Raw genomic sequence first — 20,275 nt, forward strand, 5'->3', positions numbered from 1 at the left:
ATAGAAATCACAACATTACATTTTGTTTTATTTAATTATTTAGATATTATATAAATTAAACTATATGAAAAGTCAATAAGAAAATAGCCCTGTACAAGAAAATATTGAACAAAAAAAGGAGAAGCGATTAGCTTCTCCTTTTTTGTATGCTTTTCAGCCATTTACTGTACTTAAACTTTAATTGGTTGATTGGGATTAAAGAATATTTTACACTCCTTAACTACTATTGCTAACTTAGTAGGTCTTGAGCGATATTCTTCTCGACCAAAAGGACCAAATCCACCTGGTCCATTATTTTGTCCTGTTGCAGAAAAATATACAGAATACTCTCCATCTGGTAGATTTTCAGTCGCTGTAAAAGTTACTATTCCATTACTAGAGTTGTATTCCCATTGACCTACACCAGATTGGTTGTATTTAAAATGATTACTTGAACTTAAAGCATATCCTTTTTCATCTTCAAAGCGGAAACTACCATAATTTATATATCTACTATCATTCCCTCCTCTTGGATTACTTACAGAACCTGAATAAAACCAAGCACCTTCATAAGGCGCTATACGAACTACCTTCCCATCGGTATTTCCTGCACACAAATTTGCAAACATATCATCCATGTCCGGTTCATAAGGCAAACTTACTTTTACATCTTTAATTAGATGCTTTTCATAAGCTCCTCCTGTAGCGGCAGCAAAACCAACCTTAAAATTATTAGGTACGTTTGTTTTAAAATCATATAGATTTCCTTCTTGATCTCTTGTTTTAAATTCGTTCGGATAGAAAAACCTATCAATTACATTTTTATGATCATCACTTCCTCCATCCTTTACTTTTACTTCTATATAACTTCCTCCCCTATCATTATCTGGAAAAACTGATACAATTACTGTATTATACTGTATATTATCATAATCATCATGACCTGTATACATTTTAAACCTTTTGCTAAAGTTATCTTCTCTAAATTCATAATCACCCGTATTATAATCTAAAAAGGCTTTATTCTCTCTCCATAAGTTATCTGCATTAATAGTATACAATACTGGATATCCTTTATATCTATTGCTTAAATACTGAGCGCCACGCACAGTAACATGGCTCCCTACTTCATCCCAATTATACTTTGCAATACCTTCCTTTTTTTCATAAGCAGCAACAGATCTTGCTTTAAAATCTCCGTACACATCCAATCCTACCGCAAGATACCCTCCATTGAGCCCTGGGGCAGCAGTACCGATACTATTTCGATAAGTATATCCTAAACTCGCTCCATGTCCTCCTATTTCAAATTTTTTATCACTATCATATAAAAACATCGTTAATCCATCTCCATATCTACTACCATATTTTATACCATCTATCATGGCATACTTAAACTCTACGATGATACCAAATTCAGAAGTAAAAGGAATTTCATCTAAAGCAAAACCACTAAATTCTTGTGTCTCTCCATCTGAAGTCTTGAAAGTTAAAGCTAAACCATCTTCTGAATATCGCTCGGATTTTTCAAAAACATCACGTCCAAAGTATTCTGTGATAACACTAGGCTTATCATCTCCAGTTAAAGAAAGAAAATAGGGAAACGTTCTTGCTTGTTGTCCAAAAACAAAACTTGTAACGATTAATGCTATTATTACAACTATCTTATTGTTCATTTTATATCTCTATTAAACCTATTAGATAAAGCCTATTTTATATAAAATAGGCTTTATTAACTTCTACTCTCTTACTCCAAACACTATATTAAAATAAGTATTTGTACTTACTTGTGCATCATTTTTAACTTCATATTTCAAATCTCCTCCATCTGTAATTTCAACATTTTTAAATACTTGTTCATCATAATAAAGTACATAATAATCTAATTCATCATAATCCAAGACAGGTAATGTTTTTCTTTGAGCACTTGAATTGATTGCTTTAGGAGCCCCAAATTGTTGTGCATAATATTCATAAACATCTACACTTCCTTTTTCTCCAGGCTCAACAGTAATATAAAATGCTGGAGCATAAAAGAATTTAGGCATAGCTGCTTTAGCATTCCCTGCTTTTATTTCTCTAAATTCTGCACCTCCTTGACCATCTGAGGTTAAAACATAACCTTCATCAGTTGTTCCTGAGCTAATTTTCTCTTCTCCTATTCCCTTATCCTCTACTACACGTCCAGAAACAGCATCATCTCTAAGTTCATTATGACCAACAGCTTTGCTTTGCATATTTTTATAACCAACAGTATTATACTTAATGTGATCTCCTGTTATACTATTATTCATTATCTCTAATTGAACTTCTTCTAGAACAGAACCTGTTGCTCCTTTTGTTGCTTTAATAGTTGCTGACTCAGTAATATTTTTCTTAGTAATACTACTACCTGTTGGAGCTTTAAAAGCAACTTTTCCTCCAGATTCAACTGTCAATACATGTCCTATAGTAGATCCTACGGCATTCATTTTAGCTGTAGTTACTGCTGCGTCTGATATTTTCTCTGTAGCTACAGCATCTTTAGCTAACGCTCTTGTACTTACTGCTCCTGTAGAAAAATGTTTCTCATCAATATTTTGAATATAAATTTGATCTCTACCAACAGCACTTTTAGCAATCTGCCCATTTTTAATAGCTTCTTTACCTATTTTTTCTGTTGTAATTGTTCCATCTGCAATCTTCTCATTTGTCACTGCACCATTAGCTAAATGAACAGTATTAATTCCGCTTGCCTTAACTGTAATGTCTGCCTCATGTAACAAGGCGCCTTTTCCATTATTTACATTAATAGAAACTGACCCTTTTAACTCACCCGTTGTAGTAGCTCCTGCAGGTGATTCAAAAATTACTCCTCCTTGACCATCTGATGTCAATACTTTTCCTTTGTCGACATTTTTATCCTTTTCTTTACCACTTAACTTATCAACAGAAACATTTTTAGAAGCTATTTTACTCATTGTAACCGAGTTATCTGCCAACTGTAGTTCTCCAACTCCTTTTTCTGCTATATTAATTGTTGCATCGCCTAACAAAGCATGTTCTTTTCCTGCACCAGTAACTGTAATTCCCGTTCCTCCTACTAAAGGTTTTCCTATTTCAGACATCGCTTGTCCTACATCTTTAAATTCTGCTCCACCTTGGCCATTAGTGGTTAATAAATAACCTTGTGCGGTATCACCCGATCCTATTTTATCTACTGTTACTTGTCTAGCACCTATATGCTCATTTTTCACTCCACCCTTTGCAAGGGCAATATCTAAATTTTGTAAAGCTGCTTTATTACCTGCAGTTACTGCAATTGATTTATCTCCTGAGGTAACTTCTTTTCCTTGAGTTAATGCAATTTTATCTATTGTTTGATATGTAGTTGCTCCTTTACCATCTGCAGCTAAGAATGTTCCTTCTGTAAAGTTATCCTTGCCATTAACTGAGTTAATTTTATCTGGAGTTACTGCTTTTTCTTTTATATGCTTTGCTTCTATTCCTGCTTCAGCTATTTCAATGCTGGTTTCTTTTAACAATGCCTTATTTCCTGCTAAAACTTTAATAGACGAATCTGATTTCAAATCAACCCCTTGTCCTTCAAAAGCAGTATTACTTAAAGCTTTGTAGCTTACTTTACCTTGTCCTAAAGAGGTCAATACTGTATTTGCAGCAGCGGTTCCAGAAGATATTTTATCTACTGTTACAGCTCCATCGGTTAATTTACCAGTACCAATTCCCTTGTCTTTTACATCAAGTGAAGTTGGTGCTAAAACAGCATTTTTACCTGTTGTTCCATTGGTAAACTCAAGTGCTGTTCCTACATTTAAATCAACTCCTCCTGCTTGAACTGCCTCTTTTTCTACATAATCAAATCCACCTTGTCCATCAGTAACTAAAATATAATCAATAGCCACAGGTAGGTTGTCTTTTTTAGAACTCAATTTATCACTTGTAATACTATTTGCTGCAATACCTAATTTTGCATCTGCCAATAGAGTATTTACACCTGTTCCTTGCTCAAGAACAACAATGCCATCAGTGGTTAAATTACCTGCTGTATTTGTTACGATATCTCCTAATTCACCCCATTTTACTTCATCATTCGCCCCGCTAATTAAGACTCTTTTTTCACCAACACCTACAGAAGACATCTTATCTACTGTAACTGCTTTTCCTGCTAGGTGTTTATTTGAAATTCCACCTTCAGCAATACTCAGTTTTGTGTTTTCTAACAACTTATCTACCCCATTATCTACCAAAATAACACCATCTGTTGACAAGGTTCCTTTGTTTGCTAATGTTGTTGTAGAAATTGGCTGGTATGATACAGACTGACCGTTAGCTCCTACAGTTGCAACACTTCCTGCTACTGCTCCACCACCATCTAACTTGGTAATAGAAATAGAGGTATCTTCTATACCAATACTAAAATCAGCCAATACTTTATCTATTCCATTTTCAGATAATGTAAGACCATCTGTTACACTTACTGTTCCTTTATTTGTAATAACATTTGGACTTATAGGCTGGTAACTTACTGTACCGTTTTTCCCCACAGTTGCCACTGTACCTTCTATGGCATCTGCACCGGTTAATTTACCAACAGTAATACTTTGATTTGCAATATTCAAATCCTGAATAGTTCCTGCTGCAATATGTCCATTTGTCCCTCCTTTAATTCCTCCTTTGTTAATCTGAATTGTTGTTTTCTTTGTTGCATCTCCAAACAAGACATTCTCTCCTTCTTTTACAACAATAACACCAGTTTCTCCTACTAAGTCAGCTTGAGTAGCAGAATTAACAATCTCTTTTGCTGAGTAAAAAACAGTATTACCAACTCCATCGGCAGTAAGAACGTCGCCTTTTATTGCAACACCATCTTTTATTTTAGAACTAATTTTATCTGTGGTTACAGACAAACTTTGAATATGTTCATTGCCTATACCAAGAGAACTTACTTTTAAATCCAACTCTTGTAATAGCGCTTTAGATACATTACCCGTAGCTGTTAATGAATTATCAGTTGTTAACATCTGCCCTGTAACTACAGTTGAGATTGGTTGATACTTCACTGTACCATCTACTTGTACTACTGGCACAAAATCCTTTTTATTTTCTGCTGCAAATAGTTTATCTTCTGTTACCGCGTGTCCTTTTATCTTCTCAGAACTTACCCCTTCATCTTTAAGAGAAATTGTCATTTCATTTAAAGCAGCCTGATCTCCCCCTGTAATAGCAATAGCGTCACCTGCAGATACTTTCTTACCTTGAGCTGCTATTGTATTATAGATTTCTTCCTTAACATTTATATCTTTAATAATCTCTAAAATGTTCTCAATAACATCAGAAGCAACATCTATTGTGGCTAAAGGAGCACCTTGTGATTTGTCGTAAAATTCATACTTGCCTTTACCTATTACTTCGATTTTTAAGGTATTGGCATTAAAGGTTACACCATCCCCTATTCTATTTCCATCTTTATCAAGGTCTTTCTCACTAAAATAAGTAAATGTACCATCCTGATTATCCTCTAAAATAGTTACTCTTTCTTGTGTCTGTACAATATCTTTAATGATATCACTTGAGGCATCTACCCACTCTGTTTTACCAGTAATATTGGTAACTAAAAGCTGTTTTGCTTTTCCTGCTTTTATTTTTTGAACACTTACATTCTCATCCGCAATTTTAGAAGTAGTAATTGCATTATCTGCAATACTCAATTCTACAGCTTTAAAGACAACATCAGCTACACTTGCTTTGCCATCCACTAAAATACCTTTACCTGATAAGGGAGCTTTTTGTATTTCTACTTTTTCTAATTGCTCTATTTTTTTAGTAATAGATACAATAGCTTCTTCTACATTATTATATTCAATATTATCACCTTCAAAGATGATATGGCTTGCACGTGTATCTATTACTGCTAGGTTTTCTTTTGCAGACTTATCTTTCAATACATATACACCAGGAGTTTTTGTATCAACCATTAGCGTATTTGCGTCAAAGGTTATGCCTTTTGCTCCAGAAACAACATTCCCTTTATTGTCTACCTGATCTTCATTAAAATAAGTAAATGTACCGTCTGTATTATCTCTTAACAAAGTCAATGACTCTGCATGATTAACCATATCTTTGATTACGTTCTCATTTGCATCTGCCCATCTTACATTACCTATAGCATCCGTAATTAATATAGTTCTTGCCTGTTCACCCATCATCTTAGACGCAGTGATTGCTTTATCTTGAATCTTATCTTTTGATACCGCATCAGTGGCTAACTTCGAATTAGTAATACTTGCATCATTAAGCGTAAGCATTACCTCAGTAAGCGCTGCTTGTGTTCCTCCTTCTACCTTAATGGCCGAATCACCTTTTATTGCCTTACCTTGCTCTGCGACTACTTCTTTTAGAGTTTTAAAGGCAGCTCCACCTTCCCCGTTAGATGTCAATACTTTTCCTTCAGGTTCATTAGTGCCTATTTTGTCTACTGTAACAACCTTAGCAGCTATATGTTTTGTTTTAACTCCCAGATCAGCAATACCAATAGTTGTTTCTTTTAAAACTGCTTTATTATTTAAAGGAATATTTAGTGAGCCATCTGTTTTTAACTCTGCTTCTGATCCTGCAAAAGCTCCTGTGCTTAATGGCTTATAAGCCACATCCCCATTTCCATTTGCTGTTAAGACTGTATTGTTTGATGCTCCTATTGAGGATAACTTAGCTGTGGTTACCCCTTTATCTTTAAGAGAAATTGTCATTTCACTTAAAGCAGCCTTCTCACCACCTTCAATGGCAATAGCATCTCCCTCAGATACTTTCTTCCCCTGAGTTGCTACTACATTGTATATCTCTTGTTTTACATTTATATCTTTTAATAATTCTGTAATATTACTAATTATAGTAGCCTGAATATCAATAGTTGCTAAATCTCCATTTCCAGATTTATCTGTAAAAACATATTTCCCTTTTCCATTATCCGTAATAGTCAATGTATTGGCACTAAACCTAATACCTGGTGTACCGTTGGTTATATCAGCCTCGTTTTGATAGGTAAATGTACCATCTTGATTATCTGTTAAAACTGTTATCTTTTCATGGGTGGCAACAATATCTTTTATAATTGTGTCTGATCCATCAACCCACTGTGCCTTACCTCCTGCATTAGTAATTAATAACTGTTTAGCAACTCCAGCTTTTAATTTATCTACTGTTACATTCTCATCGGCAATATGTTTGGTTTGAACTCCTTTTTCTGCAATATCAATTGTTGTTTCTTTTAATACAGCTTGATTTCCAGCAGCAATATTTAATGATCCTTCTGATTTTAACTCAGCTCCTTTTCCATCAAAAGCAGTTTCACTAAGTTTTTCATAAGCCACATTGCCTTGTCCATCTGCAGTTAATACAGTATTTTTATCTGCTCCAGTTGAAGAGATCTTAGCAGGTGTAATACCTTTGTCTTTTACATTAATATTAGTCTCTACTAAAACTGTGCTTTTTCCGTTTCCTTGGGTAAATTCAAGTGCATTGCCTACAAATAAATCTTTTCCTCCCATTAAAACAGCATCTTTACTTACATAATCAAAACCTCCATTGCCATCTGTTACTAATATTCTATCTTTTAAAATATTAGTACCAATATTAGAATCGTCTTCTGAACTCAATTTTGCTTTTGTAATACTCTTATCAGCTATCCCTAATTTTATATCTTTTAAAATTGTTCCTTTACCATTTGTAGACATTGTAATGATATTATCTGTAGTTAAATCTCCTGAAGATATTTCTTCAAAATCTCCCATCTCTTTCCAAACTACAGTATTACCAGGTCCACTTACTAGTATTCTTTTTTCTCCAACACCTTCTGAAGATATTTTATTAGTAGTAACGGCATGATCTTCTATTTGGGCAGTAGTAACGGCACCATCGGCCAATTGATCTGTTCCTATTGCTTTATTTTTAATGCTTAAAGTTGCTTCAGAGAATAGTACTCCTGCCTTAGAATTACCTCCATCTACTTGAATAATATTATCTGTTTTTAAAGCTGCAGCTTTACCTGATACATCAGTACTTGTCAATGATTTATAACTTACTGTTCCATCGGCATTCACTGTTGCTACAAAACCTTCTTGAGTAATTGAGTCTGCTACTAATTTAGCTGCTGTTACTTGTCTATCAGCAATGTGATCTGTTGTAACACCATCCTTAGCAATTTCAATATTTAAGTCTGCTAATCCTGCTTTATTTCCAACTGGAATACTCAATGAACCATCAGTAGAAGTAATTGCTTTTCCTTGTGCTGCTACTATTTTATATATTTCTAACTTAACATTGTTATCACCTAAAATAGTTACAATAGAATTAATTACATCACTTGCAATATCAATTGTAGCCAGTGGATTATCTGAAGACAAATCTTTAAATACATATACTCCTGGTTTACTACTATCAATAGACAGTGAGTTTACATCAATATTTACCCCTGTAGTATTGTTCTTAACAGCATCTTCATTAAAATAGGTATAAATTCCCTTACCTAAATTTTTTAATACAGTTACAGTCTCATTGCTGCTAATTGCATCTTTTATAATATCATCTTTTGCCTCTACCCACTCTGCCTTTCCTGCTTTAGTTACTAAAAGATACTTATCAATACCAGGAGTTAGTTTTGTTGGTGATACTCCTTTATCGTTCAAACTTAAAGTAACATCTGCTAACACTTTTCCTGTTCCGTTATCTACAGCAATACCATCTTCTACTTTAATATCTGCTTTATTGGCAATATTACTAGCTAAAAGTGGTGAGTATACAACTGTACCATCTGCTTGAGCAGTTGCCACAGCTCCTTCAATGGCTGTATCAGCACTTAATTTAGTAGCTGTTATTGTTTTATTGGCAATATCATCATTCTGGATTGTCTCATTCTGGATATGCTTACTTGTAATTCCTCCTGTATTAATAGATATCTTAGTCTCTTTGCCATCTACTCCAAAAAGAACATCTTTTCCTCCATCAATTTTAATTACTGTATCCTCTCCAACTAAATCTCCTTTCATGGCAGGGGCTACAGATTCTGTAGGAGTCTTAAAATCAACTTTGCCTAGACCATCAGCAGTTAGTACACTTCCTTGATCTGCTCCTTGAGAGCTAATCTTAGTAGTAGTCACCCCACCTTCTTTAATATTAATAGTCAACTGACTTAATGCTGCTTTATCGCCACCAGTAATAGCCATAGAACCATCAGTACTCTCGACTTTTTTACCTTTTGAGGCTACTGTATTAAATATTTGATTCTTTACATCTTCATTGTTCAGAATACCTGTAATATTATTGATTACATCTTCAGATACATTAATTGTCGCCAACGCAGTTGTACTTGTTTTATCATAAAAAGTGTACTTCCCTGTTTGCTTATTATTTACTTTCTCTGTGTCAATTCTTAATGTATTTGCATCAAATGTAATCCCTGGTTGGCCATTAGGTGTACCATCTGCATCAAAACAATCTTCATTGAAATAAGTGAACTTACCATTGCCTAAATCTTTAATCACTGTAATTGCTTGATTTCCTTTTAAAAAATCTTTAATCACTTGATCGGTTGCATCTACCCACTGTGCCTGCTTATTCACATTTGTCACTAATAACTGCCCTACTTTAGTCCCTGGGGCTAATTTACCAGGCGTTACAGTCTTATCTTTTATCATTTCAGTGGTAACTCCATCCTTAGCAATATCAAGCTGCATTTGATTCAATACTGCTTTATCAGCTCCTACTAATTCAATAGATCCCTTAGCAGAAGTCACTGCTTGTGCTTGTGCTGCTACTGTTGTATAAATATCATTTTGTACTGTAGTATCATTTAATATCTCTTTGATATTCTCAATCACAGTCCCCGCTATATCAATAGTCATAAGTGGAGCTGCTAAAGTTGTTTTTCCATCATAGAAGATATAAACTCCTTTAGCCCCTGCTTTTTCTTGTATCTTTAGAGTATTTGCATCAAATTCAACACCTGCTGTTGCTTCTTTGATATTCTTTTCATTTTGATAAGTAAACGTTCCATTAGGATTAACTGTTAATAATGTAACTGTTTCATTACTATCTATTACCTCTGTAATAATTGAATCCGAAGCTGGAACCCACTTAACTTCTCCATCTTTTGTAACCAATAAGTACTTATCTATGCCTGGTTTTATCTTCGCTGTTGTAATTCCTTGATTAGCAACAGATATTTTCGTGTTATTTAAAACAGCTTTGTCTCCTGCATCAATATGGATAGATGTATCCTCTGCTTCTAATTTCTGTCCTTTAGCAGCTACAGTGGTATAAATTGTATCCTGAACAGTGGTATTGTTTAATATCTGATCAATATTGGTTAGGATTGTTGCTTTAATATCAATAGTAGCTATAACACCTGTACCATCACTAAATATATACTTCCCTTTTGTGTCATCTGTAATATTTAATGTGTTTGCATCAATTAAAACTCCTTTTGCATCAATAGGTTGCCCATTTGTATCTATTGATTTTTCATTGTAATAAGAATACGTTCCATTATTATTGTTTACAATCAGGGTTACAACCTCATTGGTTTTTACTACTTCTTTGATAATTTCATCTGTAGAAGGCACCCACTTAACTTCTCCATTTTTAGTAACTAAAATATGCTTTTCTGCCCCTGGTTCTATCTTAGCAGTAGTAACAGCCTTATCTTTTAACTTATATGAAGTAACAGCTCCGTCTACTATCTTATCTGTTGAAATAGCATTGTCTGCAATACTCAATAGCATTTCCTTTAAAACTGCTCCTGCTAAAATCGCATTATCATTGATTAAAATTCCATCACCTTTTACAGCTTGTGGCGCACCTTGTGCTATCTCTACTTTGGCAATAATGTTATTTACAACATCTTGTAAATTATCACCCTGTATGATTGTTGAATTATTTTCATATACAATTGCACTAGCACGAGTATTAATGGTCATCAAAGGATCTGCTTTTTCTTTTGTTTTCATTCCATCATAGAAGTCATAAACACCTTTACCTTTAGCTCCCTTTCTTTCTTCTATGCGAAGTGTATTTGCATCGAAATAAATCCCCTTACCTGTAATAACATTTCCTTGTTCATCAACACCATGTTCATTATAATATGTGAATGTACCATTGTGATGATTCTCTAAAACTGTTACGCGTTCATTAAATTTAATAGCTTCTTTGATAACTTCATCATTAGCCGCAACCCATTGTACATTGCCATTTTTATCTGTAACTAATATTTGTTTATTTCCACCTGGTTTTAATTTACCTATATTGATTCCTTTATCCTTTAAAGAGATAGTCATTTCTGTTAATACAGCTTTTTCCCCATCCTTTATAGCTATAGCTTCATCACCTGATACCTTCTTACCTTGAGCAGCTACTGTTTGATATATTTGTTGTTTAACTGTATTGTTTTCTAAGATTTCTGTGATATTCTCTATTACAGTTCCCTTTACATCAATAATTGCCACTGGAGTATCTTTACTACGTCCATCATAAAACTTGTATTTTCCATCTGTTGTAGCATCGATTCTCAAGGTATTAGAATCAAATTTTTGCCCTACTGATCCAGCTATAAATTTACCCTCTTTATCAAAGCATGATTCATTGTAATAAGTAAGAGTACCATCGTTATTGTCTTGCAATAACGTAATGGCCTGATTTAATGATAATATTTCTTTAATAGACTCATCTGTAGCACTCACCCATTTTACAGTACCACTATTTGTGGTAATTAAAAAACTACCATTAGCCCCAGGAGCCATCTTCTTTGGAGTAATTCCACGTTCTGCTACTGATAACTGCATTGGATGTAATACAGCTTTTGCTCCATTGTCAATTTTTATCGATCCATCTGCTGTAGTTGCAGCCTTACCCTTTGCAGCTACGCTAGTATATATTTGTTCTACTACTTTTTCATCTTTAAGGATTTCAGTAATATTATTAATTACACTTCCTGTTACATCTATTACCTGAGTAACTCCAGCTTCATTTGTATAAACATACTTCCCTTTGTCAATTTCTTTAATTGTTGTAACAATATTAAGATCTTTTATAGGAGTTTCTACTTTACCTCCTTTAGTATCCTCAAGAACTAATTTATCATCCACAACCCCCAATACACTGTTTCTAGGAAAATTATCCAGATTGTCTATTACATCTTTACTATCTATAACACGAACCCATTCTTTTGCCTTCCAATAGTAAAAACCAGGAGCTAATACAGCATTATCCGTAGTATTAAATATTAACAAGCTCGTTGCTACATCACCTTTATTTATAAATGATTTATCATTTAAATCTCTTAAAGGAATACGCGGGATTAATACTCCTCTATACTCACCTGCATCAGCTTTTAATTCCAACAATGCAGAACGATGTGGTGCTCTTGTGCCAATACCAACTTGAGAAAACACAAAACCGCTCATCATCAAAACACCAATAGTAATTACTTTTTTTTTCATATTTCTTTGTTATATTCCATCATAAATATACTTAATTATTAACAAAATAATCATCAATAAAATGATGTTTTCACAAACATTAGTTTAGCAAAATTAAATAGTTAATAACAAACGAACAATATTTATTAAATATTGATTTTTATTTTATTAAATATCAATACTTAATCACAACTATCCGTTTAACAATCTCATTTTTTACACTATATTATTTTATTTGTTTTCACAATATTCAAAAAACAAGTTCACAAAAAAACAAGTATTACACAAGTCTTTTACCCAATTTAAAACCAACTTGATCATGGGTTTAACAATACTATTTTATTTATGCGCTTAATGTAAAAATGTCTACAAAACTATATATCTAAAAGAATCATACTCTAAAATCATACCAAAGATTAAAATCTAATTAGAATACTAAATTTTAACATGCTAAAAATATATTAACACAATATTGTTATTTAGAAATAACATTTCTAATACACACTATTATCATAAACACTCTTATTTTGACTTTTTATCAATTAAATAAGCGTTGAAGATTATTTATTTTATCTACCTATAACGCCATTTAACATACAAATTTGGGCTAAAACATTTAAAGTGAAATACCATTGGAATCCCCCCCCCTTTCCCTTTATTAGCTTATCTTAAATTACCCCTGTCTAAGTCCACACTTTTCTAATAATTCTAAGATCCTGTCCTTATCCATAAAAGATAGGTATAGTAAAAAGGATATAGCCTTTATTTACAATACATCTGTTTAAAGTTTAGGTTTAAAATTTTGTGAAATTTATAGCTATTATCCCCCGTATATTCACATACTATATTGTTATGGCAATTCTTATTCAAAGTCTAGATTCCCTTTCCCTATTATCTATAAGACTTGCCTAAGAAACAATAACTTTCATATCACATAACCTATATATATGCTATCATGGCTTTGTTGAGTTTAAAACTTTAATTTTAAGCCTTATTTGAGATTTATAACCCTAAATAGCTTCTGCTTCCTAGGTAAAACCTTGCCTAAGAATTCTTTTTAGATTCATCCCTACAATGAAGACCTTTGTCATTTACTAGCCCTGTTTAGTAAAATGACGTGCTTAAAACATGTACTTATGCCTGACACAATAAAAAAAGCAGTAGTAGACAAAAGTCTACTACTGCTTTTTTTCATATTTTTTCTCTTATAATATCTAATACTCTGGGTCTGACATAAAAGTCACTTTCATCGAAGAATGGGCAGTCTGCCCTCCATATCTAAAATCTCCAACTCTAACCACGTGAGGGCTTGCATATGTTTCATGTGTTGTTAACCTAATTTTATAATTCTTGCCTTTAACAACTGGAAATACAAAGCTAGAGAGTCCAAAAGAAGAATTACTACCTTGATTGTCAATAACAACATATGGAGATATAGCAGTTATTCCTTTAAACACCTCGGTATTGCTATCATCAGTAACTATAGTATAACAAAAAACATTTCCTGCCTTGGGTTTACCATTTTCCAAAAGAGCATATAAAACATAGTCTAAAAACAACAAGCCATTTTTCTCTGATTTATAATCAAAATTTAATTCTGGAACAGGTGTTGTCGAGGTACTTTTAGTTATAATAACCTGAGTATTTGTTTGTTTAAAAGTCACAAACTGCATATCTCGAGTAGGTTTAGTTTTAACATACATTCGAGACCATTTATTGTCTTTTGTCCAATAATAAATTCCTTCCTTAAAATCACTATTTTCTGTAGTATTATACACCATCATACCAGGTAGCATGTCCTTAAGGATTAATGGACTAGAAGAAGTCTCACTCACTAATTTTACATTGTTGAGCAATAATCCTTTATTTTCAGAACCAAGTGTTAAATCGGCATTTACATCAGGAAAATTGGTTCCAAATCCAATTTGAGCATATAGATTATTACCTATTAATATAAATAAAGACAATATACTTTTAACTAACAAGATTTTAAATTTCATAATATTACATATTAGGTTTAGATAAAAAAGTTATCTTCAATGAGGAATGAGATTTATAACTTGACCACTCAAAATCACCAACACGAACCTTCATTAAATTTTTATATTTTCCTGTATAATTATCAACTACTGTCATGCGTATCTTATATGTTTGGCCCGCTTTTATTTCAAAAAAGAAATTTCCTTTACCTGCTATTGAATTACTTCCTGTATTAGATTCTACCATCATAGGAGAAATAACAACAGCTCCTTTAAAAACTTGATTATTCAAACCATCAGTTACTAAACAAACAAAAGTAGTTTTGGTTGCACCAACAAACTCAGCATTACTCAGTGTAGAGTATAAAACATAATCTAAATATACTGTTCCATCTTCTACTGCTGCATAATCATAATTTAAATCTGTCAGCTCAAAAGGTACAGTTGGATTTGTTAAGGTGATGGAGCTTTTAGTTTGCAGAAAATCAATGTAATTAGACTGTCTAGTAGGAACTGATTTCATAAATAATTTATTCCATTTTTTATCACTACTCCAAAAGTAAAACCCTTCAGATAGCTCTGTTGTTTCTTTTGTATTAAAAACAATCATACCTACTGATAATTCTTTATCTGATAAAGGTTTAGGTGAGTTTCTATCAACTAATTCTACTCTATTAAACAGTATTGCTTTATTGTCTGAACCCAAGGTCAACTCAGCAGACTTATTGGGTAAAGTAGTTTTTATCCCAACTTGACTAAAACCTACAAAACAAAACAACTGCACTATACAAATTAATAATGTTGTAAGCTTGGACTTAATTTTATTTTCCTTCATAACTTTCATTTTTTAATCTAGAATCTTATGGTTAGCCATAAAAAAATTCTTTTGAATATATTTATAGTTTGGGTTCTGATAAGAATGTTATTTTTATTGAAGAATGCAATTTATTACCAGCCAAAGTATAATCTCCTAAAAAAACAGCCCATCCACTAGCATAAGTCTCATTTGCTGTTGTTTTAATGTGATAAGTCTTTCCTTTTTCTACTGTAAAAACAAAGTTTGAGTACCCTTGTGTTGGCATTAACCCTTCGTTACTAGAAAGTGTATAAGGCGAAATTGCTGTAATTCCTTTAAAGACCTCCTTGCCAGTATTATCAACCACAGTTGTATAGCAATAAGTATTTCCTGCTTTAGGTGAAGTATTTTCTGCAAAAAAAGCGTATACAGTTAATTCTATAAAAACATCACCACTCATTGTAGCTACATAATCAAAATCTAATTGATCTATATTAACAAAAGCAGGAGTACTTGAAGTAGAATAGGGTACAGAATATTCTTTACTTGTTTCTTTAAAACCTATTTGGTTCATTTCCCTTGTAGGTGAAGATTTCACATACATACGAGACCAATTATTTTTACTAGTCCAATAATAAAGCCCTTCTTGTAAATCTGTTGTTACATTTGTGTTATACACAAGCATACCAGGTTTTATATGTAATACATCCAATGGCGCAGCAGAAGTTATACTTTGCAATTTAACGCGGTTTAACAACACTCCTTTATTAGCTGATCCCAATATCAAATCTGTATTAGGATTTGGAACAGTATTGCTACCCATTGCAATCTGTCCATAGCCACTATATCCAAAACTAACTAAAAGTAAACTTAAATATAGTATGTTTATGTAATTGCGAAATATCTTCATATAGTTAAGATTTTAGTAAAAAAAAAAGCAGTAATTTTTACTGCTTTTTATAGTTTAAATTCTATGCTAATTAATCAGCAGCCTCGTTTGACACATATTTTAATAACACCTTGTAATCTGCTTTTACAGGTAAAACACTATACATATTATTTACCCCGAATCTAAATGATACAGATACCCCAACATTGTTAGTAACATCTGTCACCCCACTTACAAGCAGTTTATTATCTTTATCATAAACCTGGGCTGTAAGCAAATAACTTAAATTAGCAACTGGGATAGCTTTGATTGCAGAATTATATCCCAAGGCTGTTCCTGTAGCATTAGGTTCAACTACAGTACCATCAGCTATTTTAAGGGTATAAACCTTAAATCCATCAACTACTTCATTAGTTGCTATAGGTGTAGCGGTAGTAACTACAATATGTTTAGATTCCCATTGAGGTTTACCTGTTTTATCTGTAGTTAAATGTTTATTTTTATTAGCCAGATCAGTAGCCAATTTATCCACTGTCAATGTACTGGCAGCAATCTTAGCATTTGTAATATTTAAATCTTTAATCTTAACTGTTGTTACTGCATCGGTTGCTAATTTAACATCAGATACTCCACCATCTTTAAGACTAATAGTGGTTGCCTTTAAGATTGAATTATCAGCCGTAGTAACCGAAGAGGTACCATCACCTACTACTATTCCACCACCTGTTGTTAATGTCGCTTTAGTTGCAATATCTGTTTTAGCAACCCATGTTGGTTTTTTATTGGCATCTGTGGTCAACACTAAATCTACTCCGGTTCCCTCAGCTAATTTTCCCAAGGTGATTGCACCATCAGCCACCTTAGTTGTCGTTACTGCATTACTTGCTAATTTAACCTCAGATACTCCACCATCTTTAAGACTAATAGTGGTTGCCTTTAAGATTGAATTATCAGCCGTGGTAACCGAAGAGGTACCATCACCTACTACTATTCCACCACCTGTTGTTAATGTAGCTTTAGTTGCAATATCTGTTTTAGCAACCCATGTTGGTTTTTTATTGGCATCTGTAGTCAACACTAAATCTACTCCAGTTCCCTCAGCTAATTTTCCCAAGGTTACAGCTCCATCCACTATCTTATCTGTAGTTACTGCTGCATCATCAATCATTGTACTTTTAATACCCTTAGTATCTATCTCTAATGTTGTCGCTGCTAGTAGTGCGCCTGTACCACCACTAGTAACTTTAATTGCACCAACTCCTGTTAGGTCAGCTTTATTGGTAATATCTTTTATCTCAACAATTGGCTTACCTGTTTTCCATTTTTTATCAGCTCCATATATTAAAGCTTCTCCAAAATTAGTATCACCAGGTGTTACAACCTCAATACCTTTAATTTTATCTACACTGGTATTGTCTGCCTTACCTGTTACATCTCCTGCCAAAGTAATTCCATTTGGCAAAGCTGATATGGTATATTCCATCAAAGGTGCCTCTGGTGTACCAATGTCTGTACCTACAACTTTTATTCCAGGTCCATCTACAAAAGAAACCCCAGCAGCTTTAGCCGATACTAAACTATTAATCCAGGTTTTAAAATTCTCACTGTTTTTTAATTCCTTAGAAATTTCAATATCTGTTGACAATCCTTTTTCGTCTTTATAAGACAATACCGTTTCTTTGTTTTCTATTTTAACTGAAAGACTTGTTAATGTTTCAGATAACTCAGTACTTGACTTTGACATCAAGGCTTTCCATAGAGTTCCATTCCAGAAATAATATCCTGAGGTTAATACCGAACCAGTTCCCTTTTTATGGTATACTAATAGACTTTCTGGATAATCTCCTCCTTTAATAGTTGTTTTATCATCTTCTTTTAACAAGTTTACACGTGGAATCAAAATACCTTTGGTATCTGATCCAACATCTAATACCGCAGTAGCATCAGGTAAAACAGATTTACCAATACCTACACCTTCTTGAGCTTGTATTGCACTTAGTGTCATAAAGGCAACACCAACAAATAGTAGTTTCTTTTTCATAGTATTCTTTTTATAATATTCATCTGTTTTTTAAAGTTAAAAATAATCTATACCAACCATAAATTACCTTAACAATAGACGAAATTAATAAATAAATTAACACAATTAACAATTAAAACAAATATTATTAATAATTACATCCTAGTAGCCTCTACAAAAGATTGTTCTATTACATACAAAACAGGAAGTTTTATCAAAAAATAAAATCAAAAAGTCTTTTTACTTCAACAAAAAGACCATAAAACTATTTTTTTTAAAAAAATAAACTCATCTAATTAATTACTTATAAAAAACACCTATCTGGATACTCTTTTGTTTTAAACTAAAAAAACCCTTAGTAGATAATTCTCTATTAAGGGTTTTTTAATTTTTTATACTCTTTATTATTCGTCTTGTCAGACAATTACTTCCCATTCTCCAAATAAATCAAAACCAGAAGCCTCTGCCAATGCTATTGATGGTTTATTATCGGTTTGACATCTATACTGTGGAACATATCCTTTTGATACTACATCTCTACTGATAGTCTTCACCAAACGTGTTCCTATTCCCCGGCCTCTATAGGGGTCTGCTATAATCACTCCTAAATCGGCTAATTTAGTACTGTCCCAAGTATACATACTGCAAACACCTATTAAGATTCCTTTATCAAATGCCCCATACACTACCCAATGATCTAACGAAACATATGCTCCATCTAGATCATCTTCTGTACAAATCGATTCAAACTGATTAAATACTTGTTTATCAAACTCTCGATTCAATACTCGAATAATTATACCATCTTCTGCTTCAGGGGTATTAGGGACTTTATTATAAGGTAAATAATAAATACAATCCGCAGGATGTAATACTAACTTACATTTAGATATTTCTTTTCTTAAAGAGGCAATAGAATACTCTTTTAAATTGCTAAGTTTTAATTCACTAGCAACTACTGGATTTGCCACTACCATGATATGCTTATTGGTCATCTCTAAAATCATCATTTTATAAGAATTATCCAATTTAGGATTAGACACTAAAGTAAGTAACTCATCAAAATGAACAATATCTCCATTTATCATTTGAGATTTCCAATACCTATGTACTACATCTGAAAAATTATTCATATATTTTTTATATAATTTCAATATCAAATTAACTCATCTATTTACCTACTATTAGTAAGGATTCTTTCTATTTTAAAAAAAGCCTATTTGACTAACATGTCTGATTAATCAAACACTAAACAGATGATAATTGATACATAATCAACAATAAAACTAATTTTATTTCTCTAGCAAATTCTCAGAATTATAATGACTAATTCTAAGCATTTTTTGTTGAAAAACCAACATCAATATTCCTATTAGGATAAATGGTAAACTTAACCACTGTCCCATATTAAACATCATATCTTGTTCAAAAGACACTTGATTTTCCTTAAAAAATTCTAATATAAATCTAGTTGTAAACATCAAAATCAAAAAATAAGCAAAGACTACTCCATTATTCTTCAATTTTTTATTATGATATAAAAACCACAAAAACACCCCTGTTAGAATATAGCCAAATGCTTCATATAATTGGGTTGGATGACGAGGAATCATATCATCGTTTGCAAATATCACCCCCCATGCCCCGTTTGTTGGTTTACCATATATCTCTGAATTCATAAAATTACCAAAACGAATAAACGCTCCTGCAATAGGCACTCCTAATGCGATTTTATCTAAGATCCAAAACACATTTATTTTATACTTAACACAATACAGATAGATTGCAAACAACACCCCTATGGCTGCACCATGACTTGCTAGGCCCATAAATCCCACATACTCATATACACCATTAATCTTAGCAAAAGGAATGATTATCTCTAAGGGATTGTGCATATAGTAATCAAATTCATAAAATAGACAATGTCCTAATCTAGCCCCCAATACTGTACCTAGGATTATATATAATAAAAGTTTGTCTAAATAAAATTGCGATATACGTTCTTTTTCAAATACATAACTTACTATCTTATAACCTATTATAATACCTAATGCAAAAAGGATTCCATAATAACGCACAGGTATAGCACCTATTTTAATCATTTCGGGATTAGCATCCCATAGCACAACAGCTAAACTCATC

General features: G+C 32.8%; 8 protein-coding genes. All 8 read right to left on the reverse strand.

Annotation, left to right across the window (positions count from 1 at the left end; genetic code table 11):
- Positions 1-170 precede the first annotated feature (170 nt).
- The gene (locus LNQ81_RS00145; protein ID WP_229944166.1) at positions 171-1,655 is read right to left on the reverse strand and encodes an L-type lectin family protein; all 1,485 of its coding nucleotides are present in this window, start codon (positions 1,653-1,655) and stop codon (positions 171-173) included.
- 63 nt (positions 1,656-1,718) lie between these two features.
- The gene (locus tag LNQ81_RS00150; protein WP_229944167.1) at positions 1,719-12,467 is read right to left on the reverse strand and encodes a hypothetical protein; all 10,749 of its coding nucleotides are present in this window, start codon (positions 12,465-12,467) and stop codon (positions 1,719-1,721) included.
- A gap of 1,193 nt (positions 12,468-13,660) precedes the next feature.
- Entirely contained in the window at positions 13,661-14,446 is a 786-nt protein-coding gene (locus LNQ81_RS00155) for a hypothetical protein (protein WP_229944168.1), read from the reverse strand.
- Positions 14,447-14,450: 4 nt separating this feature from the next.
- Positions 14,451-15,260, reverse strand: coding sequence for a hypothetical protein (locus LNQ81_RS00160; protein WP_229944169.1), 810 nt, complete (start codon positions 15,258-15,260; stop codon positions 14,451-14,453).
- 61 nt (positions 15,261-15,321) lie between these two features.
- Positions 15,322-16,131 (reverse strand): hypothetical protein, encoded by an 810-nt coding sequence (locus LNQ81_RS00165; protein ID WP_229944170.1) that lies wholly within the window; start codon positions 16,129-16,131, stop codon positions 15,322-15,324.
- Between the two features lie 70 nt (positions 16,132-16,201).
- On the reverse strand, positions 16,202-18,151 hold the full coding sequence (locus tag LNQ81_RS00170; protein ID WP_229944171.1) for a hypothetical protein: 1,950 nt from the start codon (positions 18,149-18,151) through the stop codon (positions 16,202-16,204).
- A 395-nt stretch (positions 18,152-18,546) separates the two neighbouring features.
- On the reverse strand, positions 18,547-19,263 hold the full coding sequence (locus LNQ81_RS00175) for a GNAT family N-acetyltransferase (protein ID WP_229944172.1): 717 nt from the start codon (positions 19,261-19,263) through the stop codon (positions 18,547-18,549).
- Positions 19,264-19,422: 159 nt separating this feature from the next.
- Entirely contained in the window at positions 19,423-20,274 is an 852-nt protein-coding gene (lgt, locus tag LNQ81_RS00180) for a prolipoprotein diacylglyceryl transferase (RefSeq protein WP_229944173.1), read from the reverse strand.
- Between the last annotated feature and the right edge of the window lies 1 nt (position 20,275).

This window comes from Myroides oncorhynchi (assembly GCF_020905415.1).
Classification (GTDB): Bacteria; Bacteroidota; Bacteroidia; order Flavobacteriales; family Flavobacteriaceae; genus Flavobacterium; species Flavobacterium oncorhynchi_A.